We start from the raw sequence: 26,784 nt of genomic DNA, 5'->3' as shown, positions 1-26,784 counted from the left end.
ATAAGTACTTCAAACGAGAACTCCATGTACAAAAAAGCCCCGTTGATAACAACGAGGCTTCTTAGTCACACAATGCCGACGAATCGATATTGCTAGCTGCTCACATGCTAAATAGCATTATCCCTTAGGGTATGGGTGAGCAACGCCTTTGTGACAATCGATACAAGTCTTTCTCTTGTCTTCAGCTTTCTTGAAGTTATTGCTATGCATTCTCTTAGCCATCTTCTTCATAGTCTCAGGCTGATCTTCGTAGATACGCTTGTGACAGTTCTGACAAGTAGAAGAATCGATAGAACGTAGGAAATCACGAGCGTGATCGGCCTGTTCTTTACGGTTTGCTTCTAACCACTCTTGAGTGTTGAAACCATCAATCGTTAAGAAGCCGATAACATCTTTAGATACGATGATCTTTTTAATAAGATACTGGAAAGGCTCTTGCGGAAGGTGACACTGCTGACATTCAACAACGATACCTGACTTACCGCCACCGTGTGCTGACGCCAGTACTTCATCCTTAAGAGAATGGTTGCTGTGACAAGTCATACAAAACTCATCAGAGCTTGTCGCGTGTAAAGTTTGTTGTGTAGCAAAGTAGCCAACAACACCGACTACAATACCAACCACTAGTAGGGCAAATATTGAGTATTTCGCGCTTGGTCTAAATAGTGCACGCAAGTTCATTACTCTTCTCCAAATTTTTTGATTATTATATATAAACTGATGTTACTTCATCTCTTTGAGCCCGAATTATAAACTAGATCATACTGATTGATCTGGCTGAAATAGTACAAAATGAGACCTAGCTCTAACTCTATATTGCGAAATATAGAAAATTGACCTTTGCTCAAATTATATTCAGCATCCCTAAAGTTAACTCAAAGCGATCACCTTAGCAATAGAACACGCCTAATCATCTGATTAGTAGTAATTTTTATGTTTATTAACATGGTTTTTATGTTTATTAACTTCTTAAATGAAAAAAATTTACGAAGAATTTTTAAAAAAACTTTTTGAGGAATGAAACTTTTTCCAGAACCTCTTGGTCTACTCATTCATAACCTTTATTCAATTTGCGAATAACAATAAGTATGTCGAAGCAATTAGCACATTTGGTATTAATCATCTCTCTGGTAGGGCAATTTTTGCTTTCACCAGCGATGGCTATGCCGAGTTTGTTACATGCTTTCTCTCACTCTCAGATGTCATTACTTTCTAACTCAGAGCTTTCTGAATCCGAGCTCTCTGACTCTGAACTCATGCCTGCAGAGGCTATGACTGTTGTTACAAATCAAACGCAGCCGAATAATAATCTTCCCGCGAACGAAGACCAAGCCATGACACATGGCCAGCAAGACTGTGATATGGCGATGTCAGGTTTAAGCAATCATGATGGCCCGACTATCGATTGTGATGCGTTATGTGAAATGATGGGAGCCGGCAACTGTGCCTCTCACTGCACTTCAGCAACAGGCATCTTAACTCAACCTCAGATTAGCCTAATATCGCCAGAAACAAGCGGTAGAGTGCAATCAGGCTCATGGTCAACCCAGACTGTCGAGCTATCATCATCTAATCCTCCTCCCAAATTTGAGCAAGCTTAACGTTATCCGTTATTAGTTTGGCGCATTCGCTGCGCACTCAATATTATATTTCTGCCTCAACATAGACAGATGCACGACGCTGAAAATAATTGCATAGAAAATTGATCTGATGATTCGATGATCTAATGTGATGATAACAGCCGCAATTTGACTGCATTTCTGTCGGGGCACATGCTCAAAATTGGAGTTTATTATGAAAACATTAATTACAGCTGTTGCACTTACCCTTGCAAGTTTTACCTCTATCGCTGCGAGCGTCTCTTTTCCTGACTCGCTGGTCGTTACAGGCATTAATGGAGAAAAGAGATTTGATGCTCATCAACCTCAGCTAGCAGACGGAGAGAATTTAATTCAACTTAGATATCACGATATTTTTGAGGTCAATGCGGATGACTCAGGCGCATGGGTAAAATCTGAGCCTCTGTACCTTTTAGTCGACTTCCAGGGTCAACAAGAGTACCAAGCTGCCACGCCGACTATTAACACTGAAGATGAAGCCTATGATTTCATCGAAAATCCGATTATTACACTTGAAGATGCTCAGGGTAAAAACAAAACAGTGGCCCTGCTCACTCATCAACAGCTGATGGCCAAAGTGTTATTGACACGAAAAAACTAGCCTTAAGCTTGAACTCAATAGTGCGTTGATTAGAAAAATATCATTTACAACTCTGATAAATGTGAATTACGTCAATGCGCTATTGCTTTCTCATGATAGACTTATCACAACTCATTATTCGGATGCATCATGTTTAAATCAGTACGCCGTCATGCTTTAGTCTTTTTGGCCTTGCTCGCAATGTTGAGCCAGGGCCTGATGACTAATGGTTTTTCGATGGTAAGAAATGCTGAAGCACATGAAGCTATGATGTCTGAATCACACGATTCAGACATGATGAGTATGGGAGATGGAGCTAACTGCCACTCAGAACAGACAAGCAACACTGACCATTGCTGCGATAATGAGCAGAACGAGGTGCTTCCCGGCACTGCTCAGAACTGCTGTGACGGCGACGGATTTTGCCAGGGTAATTGTAGCCACTGTCTTGTTATCTCTGTGACTGGTACTCTATTTTACGCTAAATCTTGGCCTGGATTTAGTCCTTCCCAACTTTCAATGGCCACTCAAATGCCTTATTTCCACTCTATCTCGTTAACGACAGATCTCAGACCTCCTATAGCTTGATTAACATTGGCTCAGGCCAACTAGATCATCAATCTAATCGATTGATACGCTATATCTAAGAACAATTATTATCGATCCAATTTATATCAAGAGTTCAGTAAGCGATTTCGAACCTATGTATTTTTTGTAGGCTCAATCTCTGCATATGCTGAGCACTGCTACTAATTGCGATTGTATATTAGCCGTTATTTGTGATGCGCCAGTCAGTATTTCAGACACTTGCTCGCGATATCACTGCGGCCATCTATACGATGGAGTGAATTAATGAAAACCTTGTTAAGCCTAGTTTTATCAGTCTTTATTCTAGTTTCAATGGTGCCGGCAGCTTCTGCACATCAGCACGAACATGCACAACATGAAAGTGCCGATTATGCATGCCCTATGCACCCGGAAGTTACCGGACAGAAGGGTGATAGCTGCCCAAAATGCGGTATGAATTTAGAAGCAAATAAGGCTACTACCTCTAAACATCAGGGGAAAAAATGTGACTCTTGCCCTAACCATAAAGCGAAAGCACATAAGGATATGCATGCAGATACCCATGCCTGTCCAATGCACCCAAGTGTTACCGGAGAAAAGGGCGATACTTGCCCTGATTGCGGTATGAACTTAACCGCCTCTAAAGCAGCTTCCCAACATCATGGAAAAAAATGCGATTCTTGCCCTAATCACGGAGCAAAAGCGCATAAGGATATGCATGCTGACACTCATGCCTGCCCTATGAATCCAAAGATCACAGGAAAAAAGGGTGATACCTGCCCTAAATGTGGAATGAACTTAGAGCCAATCAAAACGGCGGCTAACGGAGCAGGGAAACACCCAGCTCACCACAAGCAGCAATAAGTAAGAGCGGAGACAAGGCATTATGAGTCATTTAGAATCGAACAATAAGCGCACCAAATTAGCCTATCTGCTTAGCCTGTTTATGGTTATCACCCCGCAGTTAGCCCATTCACAACAGCTATTAGCTCAGGAGAATACAGCCCAGCATACAGAGCACAGTCATACGGATGCAAAAACGGCAACTTACTCCTGCCCCATGCATCCTGATGAGACCAGTCATGAAGCCGGAAGCCGCTGCTCTATCTGTAACATGTTCCTCGTCAATGAAGGAGTTGAGGAAGAGGAAGGCAGAGCCAAGACGAGCCTAAGTGCAAGCGAGCAGAAAACCTATGTGTGCCCCATGCATCCTGATGAGACCAGTCATGAAGCCGGAAGCCGCTGCTCTATCTGTAACATGTTCCTCGTCAATGAAGGAGTTGAGGAAGAGGAAGGCGGAGCCAAGACGAACCTAAGTGCAAGCGAGCAGAAAACCTATGTGTGCCCCATGCATCCTGATGAGACCAGTCATGAAGCCGGAAGCCGCTGCTCTATCTGTAACATGTTCCTCGTCAATGAAGGAGTTGAGGAAGAGGAAGGCGGAGCCAAGACTAGCCTGACTGCCAATGAGCAGAAAACCTATGTCTGCCCTATGCATCCGGACGAGACCAGTCATGAGGCGGGAAGCCGCTGTCCGATATGTAACATGTTCCTCGTCGAAGAGGAGGAAGAGGAGAAAGGGAGCGTCGATCACTCATCTCATAATATGAGTAGTTCTACCCCTGAAGACCACTCGGGTCACGCACATCAAACCCAAGAGGCAGATACACCGGCAGATACTGTCTTCAATAGTGCAAAACCAGCCCCTCTCGATGATGGGGCAAATATTAAGTATGTCTGTCCTATGCATGCCCATATCATCAGCGATGTACCAGGTACATGCCCTATCTGTGGTATGAACCTGGAAAAAGTTGAGTTAGGAGGAAACAGCAAGGAGATCCAGATAGATGTTTCAGGCGGCATGCAACAGGCATTAGCCCTTAAGGTTGCCAGAGTCGAAAAAGATACCCTTTGGAAGTTTGTCCAAACCGTTGGTCAGATAGATTATGACGAGAGCAAGATAAATCATATCCATGCACGTGTGAATGGCTGGATAGAGAAGCTCACCATTGAGTCTGTCGGTGACAAAATTATCAAGGGACAACTGCTATATGAGATCTACTCTCCCGATCTGATCAATGCCCAAGATGATTTCCTGCTCGCACAAGATACCTTAAAGCGCTCAGGAAGCAGCGAGAACTATAAAGACTTAGTGAGAAAAGCCGGTTTAAGATTAGAATTGCTCGGCTTTAACAAAAGCCAGATAAAGGCTCTGGCCAAATCTAAGAAAACCCAATATCGAGTCCCATTTTACGCTAAGAGTGGCGGCATAGTTAAGGCACTATCTGTCAGAGACGGCATGTATATCCAACCATCGACGGAAGTGATGTCTGTCGTCGACCTGTCCAAGGTTTGGGTCATCGCCGATGTGTTTGAGAATGAGCAGAGCTGGCTTGAGATAGGCCAGAAAGCCGAAGTCTCTGTACCAGCGATGGGTATCAAGGGAATTGAGGGGGAAATTGACTATATCTATCCGGAACTCGATGCCGTTACCCGTAGCTTAAGAGTCAGAATCGTAGTGAAAAACAAGGATTTGGAACTGAGACCTAATACGCTGGCTAAGATAGACATATTTGGTGGTCCCAACAGAGACACCTTAGTCATTCCACAAGAAGCTCTGATTCAGACGGGTAAAGAGAACCGCGTCATTGTTAAGCTCGAAGACAATAGCTTTACCGCCCGTAAGGTGACAGTAGGCATGCTTAGTCAAGGCAAAGCCGAGATAAAAAATGGCCTTGAAGCGGGAGAGCGCGTGGTGACTTCGGGTCAATTTCTTCTCGACTCCGAAGCCAGTCTCAAGGGTAGTTTGATGCGCCTCAGCAGCGGCCACCAGCATTAAGGGAGAGGATTCATGCTTAAGAACATTAACGATGAAGCCTCAATTAATCAGAGGCTCACTATGCTGGTGATCGACAAGGTTGAAGCTCTGATAACCAGACTAACCCCCTTGGATAATTGGAGGAGTAGATAATGCTTAAGAAAATTATCGAGGCCTCAATCAAGCAACGCCTCATGGTATTGATCATCACCATCATGATCACGGTATGGGGCGTTCAAGAGCTGAGAAATACCCCGTTAGATGCCCTTCCGGATCTTTCCGATGTGCAGGTGATCATTAAAACCCCATTCCCCGGACAGGCACCAAAACTTGTCGAGGAGCAGGTGACTTACCCGTTATCCACGGCCATGCTCGCTGTACCCGGCGCCAAGACAGTTCGAGGCTACTCTTTCTTCGGTGACTCCTATGTGTATGTCATTTTTGAAGATGGTACCGATATCTATTGGGCAAGATCCCGGGTTCTGGAATACCTCAATCAGGTCAGCAGCCGCTTACCTCAAGGTATCCAACCCTCTCTGGGACCGGATGCTTCCGGAGTTGGCTGGATATTCGAGTACGCCTTAGTGGACAGATCCGGTAATTTAGATCTGTCTCAACTGAAAAGCCTACAAGATTGGTATCTGAAACTGGAGCTCCAAAGTGTCGCTGGAGTCTCCGAAGTCGCCACCGTCGGCGGTATGGAGCAGACCTATCAGATAGTGATCGAACCCGATAAGTTGGCCATCTATAAGTTGGATATCGCCTCGATTAAGAATGCGATAGCTAAGTCGAATACCGAAGCCGGTGGTTCGGTTATCGAGATGGCCGAAGCCGAATACATGGTGCGAGCCAAAGGCTATCGACAGACATTAGATGATTTCAGAGAGATCCCTCTGGGAATAACGAGCCCCTCCGGTACCCCTCTGCTGCTTAAAGATGTGGCTACCATTCGAAAAGGCCCCGCGTCTCGCCGAGGTATTGCCGAGCTCGACGGTGAAGGAGAGGTGGTCGGTGGCATTATCATCATGCGTTATGGCGAGAATGCATTAGCCACAATCGAAGCGGTAAAAGATAAGCTGGAACAGCTTAAGGCCGGTCTCCCGGAAGGGGTTGAGATCATCCCAACCTACGACAGATCTCAACTGATCGAAAGTTCGGTCGAAAATCTACTCCATAAGGTCGTAGAGGAGATGTTTGTGGTCGGTCTGGTGTGTCTGCTTTTCTTGCTGCATGCTCGCTCGACACTCGTTGCCGTGATCACCTTGCCTTTGGCTATTCTCATCGCCTTTATCGTGATGAACAAGATGGGGGTGAATGCCAATATTATGAGCCTCGGCGGCATTGCAATTGCTATCGGGGCGGTGGTCGATGGCGCCATCGTCATGATCGAGAATATGCATAAACATCTCGAGCATTTTAAAGAGAAATATCAACGGCCACCTAACAATAAGGAGCACTGGAAGATAGTCACAGAGGCGTCCATCGAGGTCGGTCCTGCGCTGTTCTTTTCACTGCTGATTATTACGTTAAGCTTCGTGCCCGTCTTTGCACTCGAAGCCCAAGAGGGTCGGTTATTCAGCCCCTTAGCCTATACCAAGACCTTTGCGATGGCTGCGGCGGCCCTGCTTTCGATAACCTTAGTGCCCATTCTGATGGGTTTCTTCATTCGAGGTAAGATCCCCAAGGAGACCAGTAATCCAATCAGTCGGGTGTTGATCGCAATTTACAAGCCCTCACTGACACTGGTGTTAAGATTTCCTAAGATCACACTCGTTATCGCCGTCATTACCCTACTCAGCGCCTGGTATCCTCTGAATAACTTAGGCAGTGAATTTATGCCTGAGCTTGAAGAGGGCGATCTACTCTATATGCCTACCGCTCTGCCGGGGATCAGTGCCAGTAAGGCCGCGGAGATATTGCAACAAACCGATCGACTGATTAAAACCGTGCCTGAGGTCAAGCGGGTATTTGGTAAAGTCGGCAGGGCCGAAACGGCCACCGATCCTGCACCATTAACTATGCTTGAAACCACCATCATGTTGAATCCAAGAGATGAGTGGAGAGAAGGCGTCGCGCTTCAAGATATTATCGACCAACTGCAGCAGACGGTAAAAGTTCCCGGCCTGACTAACGCCTGGGTTCAACCCATCAAAACCCGCATAGATATGCTCTCTACCGGTATCAAGACGCCGGTAGGCATTAAGATAACGGGGGCCGATGTCGATGAACTGCAGAAAATTGGTACCAATATCGAAGCCATCCTCAGCAAGCTGCCGAATACTAAATCAGCCTATGCCGAACGCGTCGGTGGTGGCCGATACATAGATATTACGCCTAAACTCGATGTTGCTTCCCGCTACGACATGACCCTCACCGACATACAGGATGTGGTTCGTTACGCCATCGGCGGTATGGAGATAGGTGAATCGGTACAGGGCGCGGAGCGATATCCAATTAACCTTCGCTACCCCAGAGAGCTCAGGGATAATATCGAGAAACTCAGGGAGCTTCCCGTGATCACCAAAACGGGTCATTACCTGCCGCTGCGTAACTTAGCCGATATCGAGATCACCGATGGGGCACCTATGCTCAAGAGTGAAAATGGTCGCCTGATATCCTGGGTGTTTGTCGATATTGAGGGCACCTCAATTGGCGAATATATCGATGAGGCAAAGCAGGCACTGGATAACGTGCTCACTATACCTCCCAGATATAGCTATGGTTTCGCAGGTCAGTATGAGTATATGCAACGCGTCGATGCCAAACTGAAGAAAGTGATACCTATGGCACTCGGGGTTATCTTCATTCTGCTTATGATGACCTTCGGCTCGACACTACAGGCGGGGATTATCATGCTCAGCCTGCCGTTTGCCTTGGTTGGTAGCACCTGGTTACTCTATGCCTTGGAATACAACATGTCAGTTGCCGTCGCCGTCGGTATGATCGCACTGGCGGGGGTTGCAGCCGAATTCGGAGTGGTGATGTTGGTCTACCTGAATAACGCCATCAAGCATAGAAAGGAGACCGGCGGCTATGAATCTGTCACGGATCTCAAGGAAGCCTTAATCGAAGGCGCAGTTATGCGTATTCGCCCTAAGGCCATGACAGTCGCGACCATCTTCTTCGGACTCCTACCCATCATGTGGGGATCGGGAGCGGGCAATGATGTGATGCAGAAGATTGCCGCACCTATGATAGGAGGAATGGTCACAGCGCCCTTGTTATCTCTTTTCGTGTTGCCGGCACTCTACCTGATCATCTATGGCAGAAAGTTAAACTCGACGCAGTAATCCCCATTGGTATAAGCCATCATTAAAAAAGCACAGTCCACTGGTGGGCTGTGCTTTTATTTATCAGTTATAAACGAAATCGCTTCACACAACGGGTAAGTGAACGCGCGAGTTCATTAACCTCGGCACTACGGTCGGCCACCCCACTCGCCTCTTGGGCATTTTGATTGGCAGTATTGAGGGTTTCACCCATGCTGACTTCAATATTCTGACTATCGGCTAACTGCTCATCTGCGACCTGAGCAATATGTTTACTCATCTGTTCAATCGTATTCAAGGAGGCATCCATATGTTCAATCGCCTGCCCCAGCTCCTGACTCTGAATGACGCACTCTGCAGCTTTAGATTGCCCGAGAGAGATAGACTCGGCTACCGACTCTGTTTCCTGCTGCAGTGCCGTGATTGTCGTCTGGATCTCGGCGGTAGACTCTTGCGTCCGCATGGCTAAGGTTCGCACCTCATCGGCAACCACCGCAAAGCCCCTGCCATGCTCGCCCGCCCTGGCCGACTCAATGGCCGCATTCAGCGCCAATAGATTGGTCTGTTCGGCGATACCAACAATTGTATCTAAGATCCCACCGATATCTTGACTATGATGACTCAAGCGAGACATCACCTCTACCGATTCACTGAGCCCGTTTGACAAGTTTTGAATCGTTTCGCTGTTGGTCGATGCTATGCCCTTAATTTCACGACTGCTTACCGATGCCTGAGTCACATTATCGGCCGTCCTATCGGCTTCATTTTTCACCACCGTCGAACTCGTGAACAGCTGCTCTGCTCTTATTCTGACATTTTCCACCCGCTCTATCTGCTCTGCTGCGACAGATGCAATACGTTGACTCTGTTGACTGGATGCTAACGCCGAACCATCGAGGGAGTGAGCATTCTCACTAATCTCATTGAGCAGCTGAGTCAGATCTTGAGATAATTTATTGATGTTGTCGGTCAAGGTGCCGAACTCATCATCTGTTTGCTTAGTGATACGCTGAGACAGGTCCCCATCGGCAATACGCCCCAGAGCCTGGTTCACCAATTGAAGGGGTCCCAACATGGCTCTGGAAGTAACGATTGAGATGAAACTCGCCATCAAAACAAACACCAATGCAAGTATAATGGCTAGAGTTTCACCGGCGGATATCTTATCTTTTGCCGTTGCTTGCAATTGAACAAGCCGTTGGTCGGCTAAATTGGCCAGCAGATCGAGTTGTTCATAACTGGCAGCGAAACTCTTCTCCCCTTCAGTATAAGCTCCCAGCGCCAGTTGCCCTTGGGCAATAATTCGATGCTGCAACAGATACAAGTCTCCCGGTTGAAGTAAGTATTGCTTCAGCAAGTCTATTTTCTGGGAAGACTCTCCCATAATATCTTGAATATTTAAGGGTTCAGCCTGCCTTCTTAAAAAATCAAAATTGGTTGTCAGGTTACTCATTAAAAAGCCAATATCTTCCTGATGAGCCGTCACTCCTGAAGCGATATCGACTCGAGTCAGTCTGGACATGGTATTCCCCATGGTAAATAACATGTCGTCGATTCGGGTGCCTGTGCCGATGACCTCCTCTAACAAGCGCGCCTCTTGGGGAGCCGAAATCAACTCCAGATCCAGCATCAGATTACTCGCATCGAAGCGGTTTCTTTCAAACTCCCGGTACTGCTCTTGAAACCTGGAACTCGCTTCGATAATGGCTATCTTTGCCTCAAACATGTTCTTACTCTCTGCAAGAAATTGTTGAAACTCCACTTCGGCCTGATTAAGTGAATTGAGCATTTTACTCTGGTCTAAGACTTTGCCCTTAAGCCTCGATAACTCCTCGTCATAGCGGGTTTGTAACTGAATAAATTGGTTGTGACTGCGATCCAGTTCAGAGCGCTCTTTATGAGTGTTGGCGACGGCTAATAATTTTACCATCTTCAGGAGTGTCAGCTGCAGCGCATGACTCTGCTTTAATACTGGCACGGCCAGGGTTTCAACATTTTGGTTGGCAAGGTTTATCTGACTGAGGGAGTAATAGAAAAAGCTGCTGCCAGCAATGAGCAGCACGCCAATAGCGCTAAAGCCAAAGGTGATTTTCTGTCGAATGCTAAACTGTAGCGTCATCATAGACAAACCTATATTTAATGCACTCAAGCCCAAACCTAAGCGGTGCTATTTATAAGTAATCGAATTTAAGTTTAGCAGTAATTTTTCACCACTCATAAATGGAGAATGCAAAGACTCCCTTAGGTATTGAGAGCAATCACAGAGAAAAAGCCTCCCTGAGGATCATTGATAACGGCAAAGCGACCCACTTTCGGGATAGTAGTCGGAGGTACACAGATCTTGCCCCCGAGCTTGGCTGCTTTAACCGCTGTTTCATCGCAATCGGCCACGGTAAAATAGAGCATCCAATGGGGCGCAATGTCTCCCCACGCCTCAGTCATCTCCATCATGCTACCAAAAGGTTGCCCATCGACAAGCCACTCGGTGTACTCAAAGTCGGGCATATCACCTGGCTGCGCCTTCCAGCCTAAGATGTTAGGGTAAAACTGTTTTGCGAGCTCGCTATCCCGACACGCTAACTCCACCCAGCAAAGCGTTCCGACCTCTCCTCTTTTCCCAGCCCCTTTATGCTCACCCGCTTGCCATATCGCAAATTTTGCCCCTTCAGAATCACTGAGCAAGGCCATTCTACCAGCGGTGCCGACATCGTGGGGGCCAAGCAACAACTCCCCACCATAGGTTCTAACTAATTCTATGGTGGTATCGACGCTATCGACAGCAAAATAGACGGTCCAGTTCGTTGGCACTCCCTGCTCACTCGTCTCGACATGCATCTGATAGGCAGCACCTATCTCATCGATTTCCTCACCGAGAGCCAGATTAAACATGGTGTATACACCGTCTGGAATAGGCATATCCTGCAAACCCCAGCCTAACAATTCACTATAAAATTGCTTGCCCGCTTTCGCATCGTGACTGGCGAGTTCAATCCAACAAGGCTGTCCCTGAATATATCGTTCGACTTTCATAAACAGCCCCTTTGGCTGATAAATAGAAACAACAAATATTCGCATCTAACTGAATTTAGTTAAGCTTGTTTTCTGATTTCTGTCTATGCTAAATGCAATATAGTTACCCGTTCTGCTCGCTAAAGTGCGTATATAGCACTCTTATCCATAGTAGATACCCTTTCTAAACTTAGAAAGTTGACGTGACGTCTCAGGATGAAAGAAACGATATTAAGGAAAGCCAATGTCATTGACTCAAAAACAGATCCTTTTAGTACAACACTCATTCTCTCAGGTAGAGCCCATAGCAGAGCAAGCCGCCGATATTTTTTATGGTGCTCTTTTCGAGATAGACCCCTCACTCAAACCTCTTTTTCGAAGCAATATAAAAATGCAGGGGCGCAAGCTGATGTCAATGTTAAAAGCTGCCGTAGACGGGTTAAACGATCTCGATTCCTTAGTGCCTGTTCTGCAGCAATTAGCCGAGAGACATAATGGCTACGGCACGAAGAAAAGCCACTTCACTCCGGTAGGAAACGCCTTACTCTATACCCTGAAGACCGGGTTGGGGGAAGCCTATACTGAGGAGGTAAGACAGGCGTGGATCACGGTTATTCATCTGGTCGCCGATACGATGAAACCAGAGATCACAGCCTGATATGTAAACCGCTATTAAAAACAAAATAAACTCCATATACTGCTTTATGTATAGGGGAAATATGTCGTCTTATATAAACTATTCGAGAGTTCAACGGCTTAGATCGCACTTGAAATTCAATTCAAGCTGAACTTAATTGTGAATGATTGTTATAAGCTAAGTCATCATTGAGGTTTGTTTTGTCTGCTTTTTATCACAGGTGTCGCTATTTCTTTCTTCCGCTGCTAGTCACAGCTTTTTCATTAGGCTTGCTTCAATTTACACAAGCTAACTGGCAAATTTGGCAGGGGAGCATCAACCAGCTTCCTTTTTGGCTACTCGTCACAGCAACCGCCCTTGCACTACAATTTAATCGTAGTCGTTTAGCCTATCTCGCTACACTGCTATTGCTGTTTTATGCTGACAAACAACATCATCTCCTCCCCTCATCTCTTAGCTCGTACACCGAAGCGAACTTTTTAGGAGGTGCGATGATTATCACCTGCTTCTCCTTCTTCAAAGATAGGGGGCTACTCTCTCCCCACAGTCTGGTTAGAGTTTTTTCAATTTTTCTCTGCTTTGGCATGGCCTACGGCTGGCTATGGGGGATTGAACATTTTCAGGCAGAGATCACTGCTAAGTCACCCTTGAGCCTCTCCTTTCAATTTCAAGCGGCTCTACCGCTATACTTATGTGGACTTCTCGTTTTAACCCGTACCCTATGGCAAGCAAATCTGGTCAACACCTCGATACTCATCACCTTCGTCATATGGGTGCTGTATGATTTAACCCCCGGGCAGCTTCCACTTTCCGTGCTTCTATCGGCACTAGCGGTCATCTTCCTGTTTACTATCTTAATCGACTCCTACTTTCTCGCTTACCGCGATGAACTCACGGGGCTCGCATCGAGACGAGCACTCTATAATCTAGTGCTATCTCTGGGGAGAAAGTACAGTGTAGCCATGCTCGATATCGATCACTTTAAGAAGTTTAACGACACCTACGGTCACGATGTTGGCGATCAGGTGTTAAAACTCGTTGCCGCTAAAATGGCTCGCGTATCCGGTGGCGGCAAAGTATTCAGATACGGCGGTGAAGAGTTCACCATCGTTTTTCCCCGCAAGGACACGGACTCGGTTATCGATCACCTCGAAGATGTCAGAGAGTCCATCGAGGAGTATCGAATAGTATTACGGGACGATAAACGCAAACGCAGCACGAAAGCAAAACGTAACGCTGCCAACAAATCAAACAAGAAAACCGTGAGCGTCACCATCTCCATCGGGGTTGCCGAGAGGCTGGGAGGCGAGACGTTCGATCAGACGTTGAAGCAAGCCGATGAGGCCCTCTACAGAGCCAAGAAGAAAGGACGCAACCAGATCTGTACCTGATTTGGCTTGGACGAGTCCCGGCAAAATATCTGTCTTGCCGGGACGAATACCAATGACATCAAATAGAATAGAAGTAATAGATTTGCGACTTCATTCTGATGATGATCCCTCTAATCACGTCCAGAAATGCGAGAAAAGAGACAGGTTTCTCACCAGAGATCCACGCCAATCCGACCGAGCCAACCGGAATATCATAATCCTCAGTTTCATTTAATTTCAGTCGCACAAAGTGGTGCTTATTATTCAGGTTCTGCCCGGTTGTCTGACGTACGTTATCATCACGGGCAAACAAACTTCCCTGAGACTCTCCCGTGGCTTCGATAATCCCCTCAACCTCAGCATTAAACACCTTTCCCGGGTAGACCGCCGATGCAAACTCCGCATTCTGACCTACCTTAACGTTACGAATAGCCTGATGGTTGACCCGCATCAGCACATACTTTTCATTGGTATACATCTGAATGCGTGGTACCAGGCCTACAAACTGCCCCTCTCGCATAATATAGTTAGTCAGGTAGCCATCTGCCGGAGCGTAGACCTTAGTGTTATCTAAGTTCCATTGAGCCTGAGCAACGTTTTCTACCTCGCTGCTATAGTCTGACTCACCGCTCTTTACCGCTAACTCCGCTTTTTCAATATTCAGTTTAGCCTTATGCTCGGCCAAACTTGCCTTATCAATTTGGGAGCCATATGTATGAACATTGGCCTCGGCCAGATCGATGCCATTGGTCTGTTCATCCATTTGGCTCGCCGTAATGGTATTTGGAACGACGCGATTCTGTTCGGTATACCTTGCCAGCGTCTTCTGTTTCCAAAGAAGATCTTTTGTTGCTGCTGCTAACTGGTTTTTGACTATCTCGATGTCGGTTATCGCTGTCTGATACTCTTTATGAGCCAGCTTCACATCCTCTTTAGCCACAGAAAGAGAAACATTGGCAGACTCTTTAGCAACCAGTGCCTTATTGAGTGCTATCTGATAGGTCTCATCATCGAGTTCATAGATTAACTGCCCAGCCTCAATCTTCTGGTTTGGCTGAACATAGATCTGTTTCACCTGGCCTTTGATTTGACTCGAAGCCGGTCTGAGTTGAATATGCGGTGACTGCACCAAGGACCCGCCGGATAGATCCATGGGTGTAAAGTTCAACAGCCCAACCCACACAAACAGCAACCAACCGCCGCCACCAATGTAGGCAAAACCTTTACTGAATTTGTTCCACGGCATACCGACTAAGCGGAGCAGATAGATAAATAACGCCCATACGGCTAAACCTTCAAGCATTATTGTTCTCCTCTAGGGTGCTTTGCTGGTGTTCAGCGGGCTCATGCCAGATGTCTCGCAGACGTCGCAACGCCTTCTCACCATCGATAAAGGCCACGAACACAGCTAATACCCACACCCAATGCCAGACAAAGCCGATCCAGGTGAGCGCCGTGATAAGCCCTAGCTGATGATGCTCCTCTTTATGGGCTTTATTGATGGGCAGCTCGTGGATTTTCCAAAAACCTACGGCCAACGCCGTGACCGTGCCAACCATGACAACTAAGGCCACAACATGCAGCACCGTGTCCGCGCTAGTATCGACAAACGGCATACCGATTAAACTCATGAAAATGGTCTCTTAAATTTAAACAAGAGGGTTAGTTTGACGTTTATCCGATAACGAACAAGACTTAAGGTCTATTTATATCAATTTCGAATCATTAATGATTAAATTAGCCTTTATTTGCTAAGCGGATGCTGCCGATGAAATTTAATACCTCCTTTATTCGCGTCTGTTATGTGAAACCCGTTTTTGATGGCGTCGAGCAGGTTTATGGTCTCAATCACCGGGCCCTGTCAATTCCCGATGCGCTGATGAACGAGCCTATGGCCTTGATCCCTTTTACCCAGTTTGGTGAATGGTTATCTGAGTTAGCCCTCCTTACTCAAGACCCCGCTTACATAGTTAAACTAGAACAACAGCTAAACTTCGACCGACTCGATATCAGCGGCATCGACCTGTTATCGACCCCGGATCTGGCCATGAGTATACGTCGCATCAACTATGGCATCGTCAGCCTGCAATCCGGCGGCAGTTACTATGTCAGTATGTCCGGAAAGATAATGAAATGGTGCTATAAAAATCCCTACGCCTTTAAGCAGGAGAAAAGCTACGACTCTCTCAGGGTCGCCATCATGCTGCTTAATGCACTGCGTCACTTTCTGGGTGGTAAATATCGCCCGATTCAGGTACGTATCAGTGGTTCGGCTGTCGCGCAGCGGGAGACGGAACACCTGTTTAAATGCCCGGTTATCTGGAATGCTGCGCAAACTGAAATTTGGTTGGAACTTGATGATATGCTGCAGCCTTTGATAGAGCCGCAGTTAGAAAACAGCCCGGTGACCATGACACGTTCGCTATTTGAAAAGTACCTCAATATGCCGCAACCCCACGACACCCCGAAGGTGCTTTTCGAAATGGTCAATTATGCAAGATTTTATGGTTTACCTAAGATCGAAGATATTGCCAAACTCTTCAATATCTCTAAGCAGCAGCTGCAGAGGCGATTACAGCAGCAAGGTTTCACTTTTTCTGCCTTGTGTAGTTACATCTACAGTAATCAAGCCATCAAATATATGCTCGATGGTAAGAGTGTCGCGGAAATTAGCCCCCTTTTGGGATATGCGAATCAGCAAAGCTTCAGCCGAGCCTTTAAACGACTCAGAAAATGTACCCCTCAGCAATATCTCGACAGGCTCAACCAAAACAAGCCTGATTAACTAGGGGTTAACCTCAGGCATAAAAAAGCCCTCATCGAGGGCTATTTTATCTATCTTTCGATTTAGTTGGCTAACCGTAAACAGGCAATAACTCTGCCATCGCAAGCAGATGACACGCTCCGGTGACCACACCAAACAAAATGACGATGGCAATCACAAAGGTCCCACCAGGAACCCTAAAGCTCTCGCTGTTTGGATAGAGCTTCCGGGCTTTATAGGCCATCATAGCCGGCACAATCGCCGCCCAGATAGTCGCTGCCAGTGCCGCAAAACCTATTGCAATCAGGAAACCATTAGGGAACAACAACCCCAGTACCGTCGGTGGCAGGAAAGTTACCGCTGCCGTTTTAAAACGACCGCTACGAGACTCATCGAAACCAAAGAGATCGGCCAGGTAATCGAATAATCCTAAGGTAACTCCTAAGAAAGAGGAAGCTACCGCCAGGTTAGCAAAAACCGTTAGCATGGTCGTTAACCAACCACTGCTCATCACATCGGATAGGGCGCTAACCAGTACCCCCATATTGCCACCCTGGGCAATAATATCGACAAAATCATTGCGAGGGATATTCCCCATGGTCGCCACCAACCAGCACACATAGATAACGAAGGCTATCAGGGTTCCGGTGACAATCGCTTTTATAATGGTGCTGGCGTCTTTCCCATAGTATTTAACCAGGCTGGGCACATTACCATGATAACCAAAGCTCACTAATCCAAAGGGGATAGCCGCCAACATATAGGGCAGATATCGGCTCTCTCCATCTGGCGTGAACAACTTCACCGTATCGATCTCTATCAGTAAATTACCTACGGCGAGAAAGAAAGTGATGATCATTCCGCCAAGCATAATGGTCGTGATCCTATCGACAGCCTTAGTACTGATAAAGACGATAAAGGCCAAACCCAGCGCAAATACCAGCCCGGCCAAGCTTTGTGGCAGTTCGATCCCTGCAGCCGCTAAACTGTGATTAACGATAGAGCCGCCACCACTGATATAGGCATAGGCCAAAATATAGAGTACGAATGCGATTGATAAACCATTCACTATTCGCCAAAAGTTACCTAAGGTTTCCCGTGTCAGGGTATCGAAGCTATCACCGGGCTCGAAGTGTAGATTGGTCTCGAGTAACAACAGACCCGACACCAGCATACAGAACCAGACACCTAACATCATGACAAGTGAATAGGAAAACCACATACCGGCACCCACAACAGGCAATGAGAACATTCCCGCCCCGACCGCAGTTCCGGCGATGATCATGGCTCCACCAAGCAAAGATTTACTCGCTGCTCCATCTTTAGCAGCGTTCATATGGTTAGCCATTAATCTTTATGCTCCGCAGTCACACTATCGACAATCGTCTGCCTGACAGACGAACGGAGCAATCCATTCGCTCGCTCCCGGATCCTTTGGACATCGACTTTATTACCGTTATCAGACAGGTAACCTAACTCCTTGAGCTTGACACTGAGTGCTCCATAGAGCTTCTTATCATAAAACTCAGGGGCTGTAATACCATGCAGCGCGCCTAATCGCTGTGCCAGCTTGTGGCTTTCACGCTCAAGATCGGAACGCTCCATCTTGGGGCAAACCGCCAACAGATTGAAGATAATGGCGTAACGCTGTAACGTTTCACCGACCGTTCCCGCGAGTAATAAGAGTTGATTCACTTCGGTCTCGATAATACTGAAACCATCATCCTCGGTAACGAGGCCTTGAGCGATAAACAGATCCAAAATCTGACCAACAAGCTTATCTGTATCTTCCACGCCCATAAATAACTCAGCCTGAAGCAGAGGGTAGAAATCCTTGATGATATCGATAATCTCATCTCGTGAGATATGCTCATGCTGAGTCAGGCAGCTAGCTACCAGAGAGGGGATGACCATCAAATGAATAATATTGTTACGATAGTAAGTCATAGCAACGGCGATACTCTCGTCGATTGAGATAATATCCCCGAGAGGATCACTATCAAGCTTAATTTTCTTAAGCTCCAACCCCTGCTGAACCAGAGACTTACCATCCCCCTCTACCACTGAGGTATAAGAGGTGTAAGGTAGATCCTTAAGTAATTTAAGATAGAGGTCTAACTGCTTCTCCAGCTGAGACCGCTCTAATGCATTTTGCTCTGACGCTAATAAGACTAAACTGGTCAAGGTGACGGAGCTGACTGCCGCAGCATCGTTAATATTGGTCATAACCTGATTGGCCAAGGTATTCACCATAGGCGTCAACCACTTAGGTCTCTGCTCTGGCTCTTTGGCAATCTCTTCTTTCCAATCGGGTTTCTGTTCATTTAGAAAACTATGCAACGTGATGGGCTTACCGAAATTCACATACCCTTGGCCGAAATTGCCTAGCTTACGCAGGGCACCAAATACCTGCCAGACAGATTCTTTCTTTTTCTTCTTACCGCTCAATTCCTTATGGTATGTCGCCACCTCCATCACATGATCATAACCGAGATAGACAGGAACCAGAGTCACAGGACGCTTCATGCCACGCAGGACACTGTTCAGCGTCATAGCCAACATGCCGGTCTTAGGTGCGAGTAACCTTCCGGTACGTGAACGCCCGCCTTCGGTAAAATACTCAACAGAATAGCCTTTAGTGAAAAGCTGATCTAAATATTCACGGAACACGGTGGTATAAAGCTTGTTTCCTCTGAAGCTGCGACGAATAAAAAAGGCGCCACCTCTGCGGAACATGGGGCCTGCAGGCCAGAAATTAAGGTTAATACCTGCTGCGATATGCGGTGGAACCATCCCCTGATAATAGAGGATGTAGGAGAGCAACAGGTAATCCATATGACTACGGTGACACGGCACATAGATGATCTCATGGCCATCATGGTGCAGCCGTCGAACCTCTTCCGCCCCTTTAATGTTGATGCCTTTATAGAGTTTATTCCACAACCAGGTCAGAAAGCGCTCGGCAATTCGAACCAGGCTATCGGAATAGTCTGCGGCGATCTCATCCAGGTATTCCATCGCTTTCGCTCTGGCTTCAACCTCGGTGATCTTCTTGCTCGCCGCTTCCTCTTGAATCGCCTTCTTCAGGGTCTCGGAATTAATGAGCGCATGGAACAGTGCCTGCCGCTTAGGCAGAACCGGCCCCGTCATCACTTTACGCTGTCGACTAAAATGAACTCGAGCCACTCGAGCCAGTTTCTGGGCTATACGTTTATCGGTTCCATGTTCATCGGCCATATAGCGCAATGAAACGGCACTCGAAAACTGCACAAAATTATGTCGTCCCAAAAACAGGATCATCAGACACTTTCTAAGCCAGGTGGGGTTTTCACGCTCAAGTACAGCGGCCTTCATGGTGTCATCTTCTTTTCCCGGAGTTCTTCCCCAGTAAAGACTGACTGGCACAAGTTGAATATCGAGCTCAGGGCGCTCTTTATGGATCTTCAGCAGACTCATAAAGCTATTCAGAAAGAAATGATTGCTCTCTCTTTTCCCCATGAGGGGTTTAGCGCCTTCGAGACACACTACTCTTGGCGCCGACTCACCACCGACTTCGAGTGGCTGATAGGGGCTAGGAAGACCTAGATCTGCGGTGATTTCACTTAAGGCTGCAATATCACTGACAGACTCAGTTTTCATCACATAAGCGAGAGGTTTATCCGGATCTAAATTAAGATCTTTGAAGGGTTCGTGGGGCACAACAATAGTGTGTACCAACTTGTTCTGTAACCAGCGTAATGATTTAAACCAAAGAGAGTCTTGTTTGGACATTTTTCTTATGCAATGTGAGCCATGTTAATTACTGCATAGAATACCAGAAAATGGACAGGGATACCCAAAACCTTAAAATTTGGTTAATACTTGCGCTGAAAGAAATACTGTATATACTAACAGTTACTGTATAGAAAGACAGGATTCACCATGAGACCATTAACACCAAGACAAGCCGAGATCCTTGAACTGATTAAACGTAACATTGCAGATACAGGCATGCCGCCTACCCGTGCAGAGATTGCGAAACGTTTAGGATTCAAGAGTGCCAATGCCGCAGAGGAGCACCTTAAGGCATTAGCTAAAAAAGGCTGTATTGAGATTATACCAGGTACATCTCGTGGCATTAGACTGACTCAAGCCAATGAAAGCGAAGAGGAACTTGGCTTACCATTGATAGGTCAAGTAGCCGCTGGTGAACCGATACTGGCTCAAGAACATGTCGAACAACATTACCAGATCGACCCTGCTATGTTTCGCCCAAGTGCTGACTTTCTACTGAGAGTACGTGGGGACAGCATGAAGAATATTGGTATCCTGGAGGGAGATCTTCTTGCCGTTCATAAAGCCGAACAGGCTCGAAATGGTCAGGTTGTTGTCGCTCGTGTAGAAGATGACGTCACGGTAAAACGTTTTGAAAAAAAAGGTAGCATCGTCTACCTACATGCCGAAAACGAAGACTACTCTCCAATCGTCGTCGACCTTACCAGTGAGAGTTTAAGCATCGAGGGCTTAGCCGTCGGCGTTATCAGAAACGGAGACTGGCAATGAACTCATTAATTGGCAACAGTCCACGTCACCCTGGGTTATGGGTAAATCTTGAAGATCCATTATCGAATGAACTGCAAGGCTGCACAGTCTCTTCAGTAACAACTCATACCCAAGGGCGTGATGAATTGCAGATGCTGAGTGCCCAACTGGCTTCATTGAGTCATCGAGGTCAGTGGATTGTGCTGATTAGTCCTCCGAACATAGGTTACAAACAGATGTTAACCGATGCCGGAGTGAGGATGGATAGAGTCCTGCTCGTTCATGCTAAAGATGAAGTTGAAACCCTGTGGGCCATGGAAAAAGCACTCACAAGTGGTACATCCAGTGCCGTTATAAGTTGGACCCAATCCTTAGATGCAAGAGATAATCGTCGCCTACAGATCGTCGCTAAAAGTGCTCGTGCAGTAGGTATTGTGATTGAAGTTGCGAATGGCCACTTACATGGAAAAGCCCACATGAACGGCGTTGAGGCATTTAATCAACCCAGTTTGTTTGGTTCATTACACTAGCCTAAATTAATCATTGCTTTACATTACGGCCCCTTCGAGAGGGGCTTTTTTGTGCCTGAACATAAAAAATGTTTAATTATTGATCTTGATCAATATTTGTCCAGCAAGTAAGTTTAAGTCAGTAACAACGATAATTTGTTATATCCGAACAATTTAACCAGCTACGAAGTACATCAACTCTCTGACACAAGAGTGCATTGATCTACCGGGTCTAAATCGGGAGGGATATACTCAGCCGTAAGTGCAGATGTGGTTCAGCCTAGCAGCCATCAATAAGACTGCTTACTTTGCAGATAAAAGTAAAACCGCCAACGCACTTTGAAGTCATCGTTGCTTTTTTGGGAACTGAAGAGTTTGCATAGAGCAGAGACTTACTGTGTGACTCTTCTTTGTCTTTCTATGACAGAGGAGAAGTCTAGTGAAGCAAAAGTTGTATGGTTTGCCGGCGTTATTATTTTCGCCTTCTATCTTAGCTGCGGATATGCCCCTGAACATGACTCAAGGGGTAACAGAGATTAGTGGGCGGGTGTACAACCTGCACATGATCATTCTGTACATCTGTTGCGCTATCGGTATTCTGGTGTTTGGCGTGATGATCTACTCGATGATCAACCATCGCAAATCCAGAGGTGCGGTAGCTGCTAACTTCCACGAAAGTACTAAAGTCGAGATAGCCTGGACGCTCGTTCCTTTCATCATTCTCGTTCTTATGGCTATTCCTGCGACCAAGACCTTAATCGCAATGGAAGACCCTTCAGATGCCGATCTGACAATCAAAATCACCGGTTCTCAGTGGAAGTGGCATTACAGCTATTTCGATCACGATCTCGAATTTTACAGCTTGCTCTCAACCCCAAGAGAACAGATAGAGGGTACTGAAGTAAAAGGCGAAAACTACCTCCTCGAAGTCGACAAACCTTTAGTTCTCCCGGTAAACAAGAAAGTCAGATTTTTAATGACCTCCGACGATGTCATCCACTCCTGGTGGGTGCCAGCGTTTGCAGTGAAAAAAGATGCCAATCCGGGTTTTATCAATGAGGCCTGGACACGGATTGATAAGCCCGGTGTTTACCGCGGTCAATGTGCCGAACTTTGCGGCAAAGACCACGGGTTTATGCCGATCGTTGTCGAAGCTCTTTCAGAAGTAGACTTTGATAAGTGGGTGATTGCTCAGAAGCAGCAAGCGAACAATGCAGAAGCTGAAGCGAAAGCCGCACTTTCGAAAACGTTGAGCATGGAAGAACTCATGGCTAAAGGCGAGCAAATCTACCTAGCTCGATGTGCCGCTTGTCATCAACCTAATGGCGCTGGTCTACCCGGTGTATTCCCTTCTCTTATTGGTAGCCCCATAACCATAGGCCCTGTCGCGGCTCATGTCGATATCGTCGTCAATGGTAAACCAGGAACGGCTATGCAAGCTTTTGCTAAGCAACTAAATGCTACTGAAATTGCTGCGGTAGTGACTTTTGAGCGTAATGCTTGGGGCAATGACTCTGGTGATACTGTCCAAGCAGCTGATGTCAGCTCTGGTGGTTCGAGTTCTGCAGCCTCCAACGATTCAAGCACCGCAATCCCTGCCACTTTACCAGCAAGCCAGCCTGAGACTGAGCAAGTTAAAACGGCTGTGGCTGAAACGGCAAGCAAAGTTGTTGAGGAAGTTGAAGCGGTTGTTTTAGATGACTTAACGATGGATGAACTTATGGCCGTGGGTGAGAAGGTCTACATGACTCATTGTGTTGCTTGTCACCAGGCTGCAGGTACCGGATTACCCGGCGCTTTCCCTTCATTAGTCGGCAGCCCAGTGATCACAGGACCAATAAGCGGTCATCTCGATGTTGTCATCAATGGTAAACCGGGTACTGCAATGCAGTCATTTAGCTCACTACTCACGCCACAACAGTTAGCTGCGGTGGTGACTTATGAGCGCAATGCATGGGGTAATAACTCCGGTGATACCGTTCAGGCTTCTGACGTTGTTGGTCACGGAAATTAAGGGATTAAAATGAGCACAATTACACAAGATTCACCAGCAGCTCAGGACGATCACCATGATGACCATCATCATGGGGCGCCAAAAGGCATCATGCGCTGGCTCTTAACCACCAATCATAAAGATATAGGCACACTCTACCTATGGTTCAGCTTTATTATGTTCCTAACAGGTGGTGCCATGGCGATGGTGATCCGCGCCGAACTATTCCAGCCTGGATTACAATTAGTTGAACCCAATTTTTTTAATCAGATGACCACCGTTCACGGGCTTATAATGGTATTCGGAGCCGTAATGCCTGCCTTCACTGGGCTGGCAAACTGGTTAATCCCTATGATGATTGGGGCACCGGATATGGCGCTACCAAGAATGAATAACTGGAGCTTCTGGATTTTACCCTTTGCCTTCGCGATCTTACTGAGTTCACTGTTTATGGAGGGAGGCGGACCTAATTTTGGTTGGACATTCTATGCACCACTGTCGACAACCTACAGCCCGGATAGTACCGCTTTATTTGTATTTTCAGTCCATATCATGGGAATGAGCTCCATCATGGGCGCGATTAATGTCATCGTAACTATCGTTAATATGCGCGCCCCCGGCATGAGATGGATGAAGCTGCCTCTATTTGTCTGGACCTGGCTAATCACCGCATTCTTATTGATTGCGGTAATGCCGGTATTAGCCGGCACCGTGACCATGGTGCTCACCGATAAATACTTTGGCACCAGTTTTTTTGATGCGGCAGGAGGCGGAGATCCTGTGATGTTCCAGCATATCTTCTGGTTCTTCGGTCACCCCGAAGTCTACATCATGATCTTACCCTCATTCGGTATCATCTCAGCCATCGTTCCCGCTTTTAGCCGCAAACGGCTCTTCGGTTACTCCTCTATGGTCTATGCCACGGCGAGTATCGCCATCCTCTCCTTCCTGGTATGGGCACACCATATGTTCACCACCGGTATGCCGGTATTCGCCGAACTGTTTTTCATGTACTGCACCATGCTTATCGCTGTACCAACCGGCGTTAAGGTATTCAACTGGGTCGCCACGATGTGGCGTGGCTCTATCAGCTTCGAAACTCCTATGCTATTCGCGGTAGCCTTTATCATACTGTTCACCATAGGGGGATTTTCCGGCTTAATGCTGGCCATAACACCGGTGGATTTCCAATACCATGATACTTACTTTGTGGTCGCTCACTTCCACTACGTGCTCGTCACCGGGGCGATATTTTCTATTATGGCGGGTGCCTATTATTGGTTACCTAAATGGACCGGGAATATGTACGACGAGAAGCTGGGGAGGCTCCATTTCTGGTGCTCTGTTATCTCGGTCAATGTGCTGTTCTTCCCCATGCACTTCTTAGGATTGGCGGGCATGCCCAGACGAATTCCTGATTACGCCGTTCAATTTGCAGATGTGAATCAGATAGTCTCTATAGGTGGTTTCGCATTTGGTCTTTCACAGCTGATCTTCCTTGCCGTTGTGATTAAGTGTATTCGCGGAGGTGAAAAGGCGCCGGCAAAACCCTGGGATGGAGCCGAAGGTTTGGAGTGGACACTACCCAGCCCGGCACCCTATCACACCTTCTCAACACCACCGGAGATTAAGTAAACATGGCTAAGAACCTGGCGAACGCTAACCGAAAGCTTATCAGCTGGCTCATTGCTGCGGCGATAGGCATGTTCGGCTTTGGCTTCGCTCTGGTTCCCCTGTATGACGTGCTCTGTGAACAGCTGGGGATAAATGGCAAAACCCAGAGCACGGCCAGCAGTTATGAGCCTGTCACTATTGATAAAAACCGCACCATAACCGTTGAATTTATGGCACAGATACAAAGTGATCTGCCTTGGGAATTTAAACCTGAGGTGAAGCGCCTGCGAGTTCACCCCGGAGAGTTAGTTCGCACTAACTTTAATGCCAAAAACCTCTCCATGATTGAGCTTGTAGGACAAGCAATCCCCTCTGTATCCCCCGGACAGGGAGCCGCCTACTTCAATAAAACAGAGTGCTTCTGCTTTAATCAACAGAGATTAACAGCAAAAGCCAGTGCAGAGTTACCACTGATATTTTACGTGGATCCGGATCTTCCTGATTCCATAACGACACTGACTCTCTCTTATACCCTCTACAACATCACCGACCGTGAGTATGTCAGCGTTGTAGAGCAAGGAGCAGCAAAATGACAAGTAAGCACGAACACTATTATGTTCCCGCACAGAGTGCATGGCCAATTATCGGTGCCTTAGGGTTATTCCTTATCGCCTTTGGTGCTGGAAGTTACGTACAACAACTTAAAACCGATGGCGGCAGCGGTGGATTTATCTTGCTCGCGGGCATCGCCGTCATCATTTTTATGATTTTTGGCTGGTTCAGAACCGTTATCGCCGAATCCATGAGTGGCCTCTACTCAAAGCAGATGGATCGCTCATTCAGACAGGGAATGAGCTGGTTTATCTTCTCTGAAGTGATGTTTTTCGCCGCCTTTTTTGGCGCACTACTCTATGCGAGAATGATTGCAGTCCCCTGGTTGGGCGGTGATTCAAATAACGCCATGACCAATGAGGTTCTCTGGCCTGGCTTTGAAGCGGTTTGGCCCCTGGTGATGACACCCGGTGGAACCCAAACTGAAGCGATGGGCTGGACCGGACTGCCGCTATACAACACCATTATCCTGCTCACCTCGTCGGTTACCCTCCACTTTGCCCACGTCAGTCTGGAGAAAGAAAAACGTTCTGCCATCGCAATCTGGCTGGGCATAACCATATTGCTCGGTATGGGTTTCCTGGTATTACAAGCCGAAGAATATATCCACGCTTATCGGGAGATGGGGCTGACACTGTCTTCCGGCGTCTATGGGAATACGTTTTTCTTGCTTACCGGCTTTCATGGTATGCATGTCACCCTAGGTACAGTGTTTCTTATGGTGCTATTTCTTAGAGTGCTTAAGGGACACTTTACCCCAGAGAAGCACTTCGCATTTCAGGCAGGAAGTTGGTACTGGCACTTTGTGGATGTTGTCTGGTTGTGCCTGTTTATTTTCGTCTACGTCCTTTGATAGATCTGCTGCGCATCTCTATGTGGGCCACTACGTGGCCATTTTATTG

General features: G+C 46.9%; 22 protein-coding genes. 15 read left to right on the top strand and 7 right to left on the bottom strand.

Features of this window, described 5'->3' with window-relative positions:
• Positions 1-117 precede the first annotated feature (117 nt).
• Positions 118-681, bottom strand: a complete 564-nt coding sequence (locus SSED_RS01105; protein WP_012004355.1) for a NapC/NirT family cytochrome c — start codon at positions 679-681, stop codon at positions 118-120.
• Between the two features lie 407 nt (positions 682-1,088).
• On the opposite strand from SSED_RS01105, the gene SSED_RS01100 reads away from it, so the two are divergent.
• The 6 genes from SSED_RS01100 (at position 1,089) to SSED_RS01075 (ending at position 8,874) form a co-directional block, all read left to right on the top strand.
• The gene (locus SSED_RS01100) at positions 1,089-1,601 is read left to right on the top strand and encodes a hypothetical protein (RefSeq protein WP_041421481.1); all 513 of its coding nucleotides are present in this window, start codon (positions 1,089-1,091) and stop codon (positions 1,599-1,601) included.
• 193 nt (positions 1,602-1,794) lie between these two features.
• Entirely contained in the window at positions 1,795-2,220 is a 426-nt protein-coding gene (locus tag SSED_RS01095) for a DUF2057 family protein (protein WP_012004353.1), read from the top strand.
• Between the two features lie 129 nt (positions 2,221-2,349).
• Positions 2,350-2,787: a hypothetical protein gene (locus SSED_RS01090; RefSeq protein ID WP_041421480.1), complete on the top strand. Its 438-nt coding sequence runs from the start codon at positions 2,350-2,352 to the stop codon at positions 2,785-2,787.
• A 264-nt stretch (positions 2,788-3,051) separates the two neighbouring features.
• Complete coding sequence (locus tag SSED_RS01085) at positions 3,052-3,630, top strand: heavy metal-binding domain-containing protein (protein ID WP_012004351.1); 579 nt, start codon at positions 3,052-3,054, stop codon at positions 3,628-3,630.
• Between the two features lie 22 nt (positions 3,631-3,652).
• Positions 3,653-5,605 (top strand): efflux RND transporter periplasmic adaptor subunit, encoded by a 1,953-nt coding sequence (locus SSED_RS01080; protein WP_012004350.1) that lies wholly within the window; start codon positions 3,653-3,655, stop codon positions 5,603-5,605.
• A gap of 131 nt (positions 5,606-5,736) precedes the next feature.
• Entirely contained in the window at positions 5,737-8,874 is a 3,138-nt protein-coding gene (locus SSED_RS01075; RefSeq protein WP_012004349.1) for an efflux RND transporter permease subunit, read from the top strand.
• A gap of 67 nt (positions 8,875-8,941) precedes the next feature.
• Here the strand turns inward: SSED_RS01075 and SSED_RS01070 are convergent, their stop codons facing one another.
• Positions 8,942-10,975: a methyl-accepting chemotaxis protein gene (locus SSED_RS01070; protein WP_012004348.1), complete on the bottom strand. Its 2,034-nt coding sequence runs from the start codon at positions 10,973-10,975 to the stop codon at positions 8,942-8,944.
• A 119-nt stretch (positions 10,976-11,094) separates the two neighbouring features.
• Entirely contained in the window at positions 11,095-11,883 is a 789-nt protein-coding gene (locus tag SSED_RS01065; protein WP_012004347.1) for a VOC family protein, read from the bottom strand.
• A gap of 223 nt (positions 11,884-12,106) precedes the next feature.
• On the opposite strand from SSED_RS01065, the gene SSED_RS01060 reads away from it, so the two are divergent.
• Positions 12,107-12,520, top strand: coding sequence for a globin family protein (locus tag SSED_RS01060; RefSeq protein ID WP_012004346.1), 414 nt, complete (start codon positions 12,107-12,109; stop codon positions 12,518-12,520).
• Between the two features lie 179 nt (positions 12,521-12,699).
• Positions 12,700-13,890 carry a GGDEF domain-containing protein gene (locus SSED_RS01055; RefSeq protein ID WP_012004345.1) on the top strand — a complete coding sequence of 397 codons (1,191 nt, stop codon included), beginning with the start codon at positions 12,700-12,702 and terminating at the stop codon, positions 13,888-13,890.
• 58 nt (positions 13,891-13,948) lie between these two features.
• Here SSED_RS01055 and SSED_RS01050 read toward each other — a convergent pair whose 3' ends face one another.
• Together SSED_RS01050 and SSED_RS01045 are read right to left on the bottom strand one after the other, a co-directional pair.
• Positions 13,949-15,172, bottom strand: a complete 1,224-nt coding sequence (locus SSED_RS01050) for an HlyD family secretion protein (protein WP_012004344.1) — start codon at positions 15,170-15,172, stop codon at positions 13,949-13,951.
• Positions 15,165-15,500 carry a hypothetical protein gene (locus SSED_RS01045; protein ID WP_012004343.1) on the bottom strand — a complete coding sequence of 112 codons (336 nt, stop codon included), beginning with the start codon at positions 15,498-15,500 and terminating at the stop codon, positions 15,165-15,167. Before SSED_RS01045 ends, SSED_RS01050 begins: the two co-directional genes overlap by 8 nt.
• 137 nt (positions 15,501-15,637) lie before the next feature.
• On the opposite strand from SSED_RS01045, the gene SSED_RS01040 reads away from it, so the two are divergent.
• Entirely contained in the window at positions 15,638-16,654 is a 1,017-nt protein-coding gene (locus SSED_RS01040) for an AraC family transcriptional regulator (RefSeq protein WP_041421479.1), read from the top strand.
• Between the two features lie 70 nt (positions 16,655-16,724).
• Here the strand turns inward: SSED_RS01040 and mtr are convergent, their stop codons facing one another.
• Positions 16,725-17,981 (bottom strand): tryptophan permease, encoded by a 1,257-nt coding sequence (gene mtr / locus SSED_RS01035; RefSeq protein WP_012004341.1) that lies wholly within the window; start codon positions 17,979-17,981, stop codon positions 16,725-16,727.
• A complete protein-coding gene (plsB, locus tag SSED_RS01030) occupies positions 17,981-20,404 on the bottom strand; it encodes a glycerol-3-phosphate 1-O-acyltransferase PlsB (RefSeq protein ID WP_012004340.1) in 2,424 nt (807 codons plus the stop codon). The genes mtr and plsB overlap by 1 nt, the downstream gene beginning before the upstream one ends.
• A gap of 150 nt (positions 20,405-20,554) precedes the next feature.
• Here plsB and lexA point away from each other — a divergent pair, with 150 nt between their 5' ends.
• From lexA to SSED_RS01000, 6 genes are all read left to right on the top strand, one after another.
• Complete coding sequence (gene lexA, locus SSED_RS01025) at positions 20,555-21,175, top strand: transcriptional repressor LexA (RefSeq protein ID WP_012004339.1); 621 nt, start codon at positions 20,555-20,557, stop codon at positions 21,173-21,175.
• Positions 21,172-21,684: a cell division inhibitor SulA gene (locus tag SSED_RS01020; RefSeq protein ID WP_012004338.1), complete on the top strand. Its 513-nt coding sequence runs from the start codon at positions 21,172-21,174 to the stop codon at positions 21,682-21,684. The genes lexA and SSED_RS01020 overlap by 4 nt, the downstream gene beginning before the upstream one ends.
• 418 nt (positions 21,685-22,102) lie before the next feature.
• Positions 22,103-23,677, top strand: coding sequence for a cytochrome c oxidase subunit II (gene coxB / locus SSED_RS01015; protein WP_012004337.1), 1,575 nt, complete (start codon positions 22,103-22,105; stop codon positions 23,675-23,677).
• Positions 23,678-23,686: 9 nt separating this feature from the next.
• A complete protein-coding gene (ctaD, locus tag SSED_RS01010) occupies positions 23,687-25,291 on the top strand; it encodes a cytochrome c oxidase subunit I (protein ID WP_012004336.1) in 1,605 nt (534 codons plus the stop codon).
• A 2-nt stretch (positions 25,292-25,293) separates the two neighbouring features.
• Entirely contained in the window at positions 25,294-25,863 is a 570-nt protein-coding gene (locus tag SSED_RS01005) for a cytochrome c oxidase assembly protein (RefSeq protein ID WP_012004335.1), read from the top strand.
• Positions 25,860-26,735: a cytochrome c oxidase subunit 3 gene (locus SSED_RS01000; protein WP_012004334.1), complete on the top strand. Its 876-nt coding sequence runs from the start codon at positions 25,860-25,862 to the stop codon at positions 26,733-26,735. Before SSED_RS01005 ends, SSED_RS01000 begins: the two co-directional genes overlap by 4 nt.
• Positions 26,736-26,784 lie beyond the last annotated feature (49 nt).

The sequence above is a fragment of the Shewanella sediminis HAW-EB3 genome, from assembly GCF_000018025.1.
Classification (GTDB): Bacteria; Pseudomonadota; Gammaproteobacteria; order Enterobacterales; family Shewanellaceae; genus Shewanella; species Shewanella sediminis.
The sequence above is the reverse complement of the archived record's forward strand: the minus strand, read 5'-3'. Positions and strand labels throughout refer to the sequence as shown.

Bases quoted from the DNA above. Each gene is read 5' to 3' on its own strand.
- SSED_RS01040 (WP_041421479.1), top strand. From the start codon at position 15,638: ATGAAATTTAATACCTCCTTTATTCGCGTCTGTTATGTGAAACCCGTT.
- SSED_RS01045 (WP_012004343.1), bottom strand. From the start codon at position 15,500: ATGAGTTTAATCGGTATGCCGTTTGTCGATACTAGCGCGGACACGGTG.
- SSED_RS01050 (WP_012004344.1), bottom strand. From the start codon at position 15,172: ATGCTTGAAGGTTTAGCCGTATGGGCGTTATTTATCTATCTGCTCCGC.
- SSED_RS01090 (WP_041421480.1), top strand. From the start codon at position 2,350: ATGTTTAAATCAGTACGCCGTCATGCTTTAGTCTTTTTGGCCTTGCTC.
- mtr (WP_012004341.1), bottom strand. From the start codon at position 17,981: ATGGCTAACCATATGAACGCTGCTAAAGATGGAGCAGCGAGTAAATCT.
- ctaD (WP_012004336.1), top strand. From the start codon at position 23,687: ATGAGCACAATTACACAAGATTCACCAGCAGCTCAGGACGATCACCAT.
- SSED_RS01000 (WP_012004334.1), top strand. From the start codon at position 25,860: ATGACAAGTAAGCACGAACACTATTATGTTCCCGCACAGAGTGCATGG.
- SSED_RS01075 (WP_012004349.1), top strand. From the start codon at position 5,737: ATGCTTAAGAAAATTATCGAGGCCTCAATCAAGCAACGCCTCATGGTA.
- SSED_RS01005 (WP_012004335.1), top strand. From the start codon at position 25,294: ATGGCTAAGAACCTGGCGAACGCTAACCGAAAGCTTATCAGCTGGCTC.
- SSED_RS01105 (WP_012004355.1), bottom strand. From the start codon at position 681: ATGAACTTGCGTGCACTATTTAGACCAAGCGCGAAATACTCAATATTT.
- SSED_RS01060 (WP_012004346.1), top strand. From the start codon at position 12,107: ATGTCATTGACTCAAAAACAGATCCTTTTAGTACAACACTCATTCTCT.
- SSED_RS01070 (WP_012004348.1), bottom strand. From the start codon at position 10,975: ATGATGACGCTACAGTTTAGCATTCGACAGAAAATCACCTTTGGCTTT.
- lexA (WP_012004339.1), top strand. From the start codon at position 20,555: ATGAGACCATTAACACCAAGACAAGCCGAGATCCTTGAACTGATTAAA.
- SSED_RS01085 (WP_012004351.1), top strand. From the start codon at position 3,052: ATGAAAACCTTGTTAAGCCTAGTTTTATCAGTCTTTATTCTAGTTTCA.
- SSED_RS01020 (WP_012004338.1), top strand. From the start codon at position 21,172: ATGAACTCATTAATTGGCAACAGTCCACGTCACCCTGGGTTATGGGTA.
- SSED_RS01065 (WP_012004347.1), bottom strand. From the start codon at position 11,883: ATGAAAGTCGAACGATATATTCAGGGACAGCCTTGTTGGATTGAACTC.
- SSED_RS01100 (WP_041421481.1), top strand. From the start codon at position 1,089: ATGTCGAAGCAATTAGCACATTTGGTATTAATCATCTCTCTGGTAGGG.
- SSED_RS01080 (WP_012004350.1), top strand. From the start codon at position 3,653: ATGAGTCATTTAGAATCGAACAATAAGCGCACCAAATTAGCCTATCTG.
- SSED_RS01095 (WP_012004353.1), top strand. From the start codon at position 1,795: ATGAAAACATTAATTACAGCTGTTGCACTTACCCTTGCAAGTTTTACC.
- plsB (WP_012004340.1), bottom strand. From the start codon at position 20,404: ATGTCCAAACAAGACTCTCTTTGGTTTAAATCATTACGCTGGTTACAG.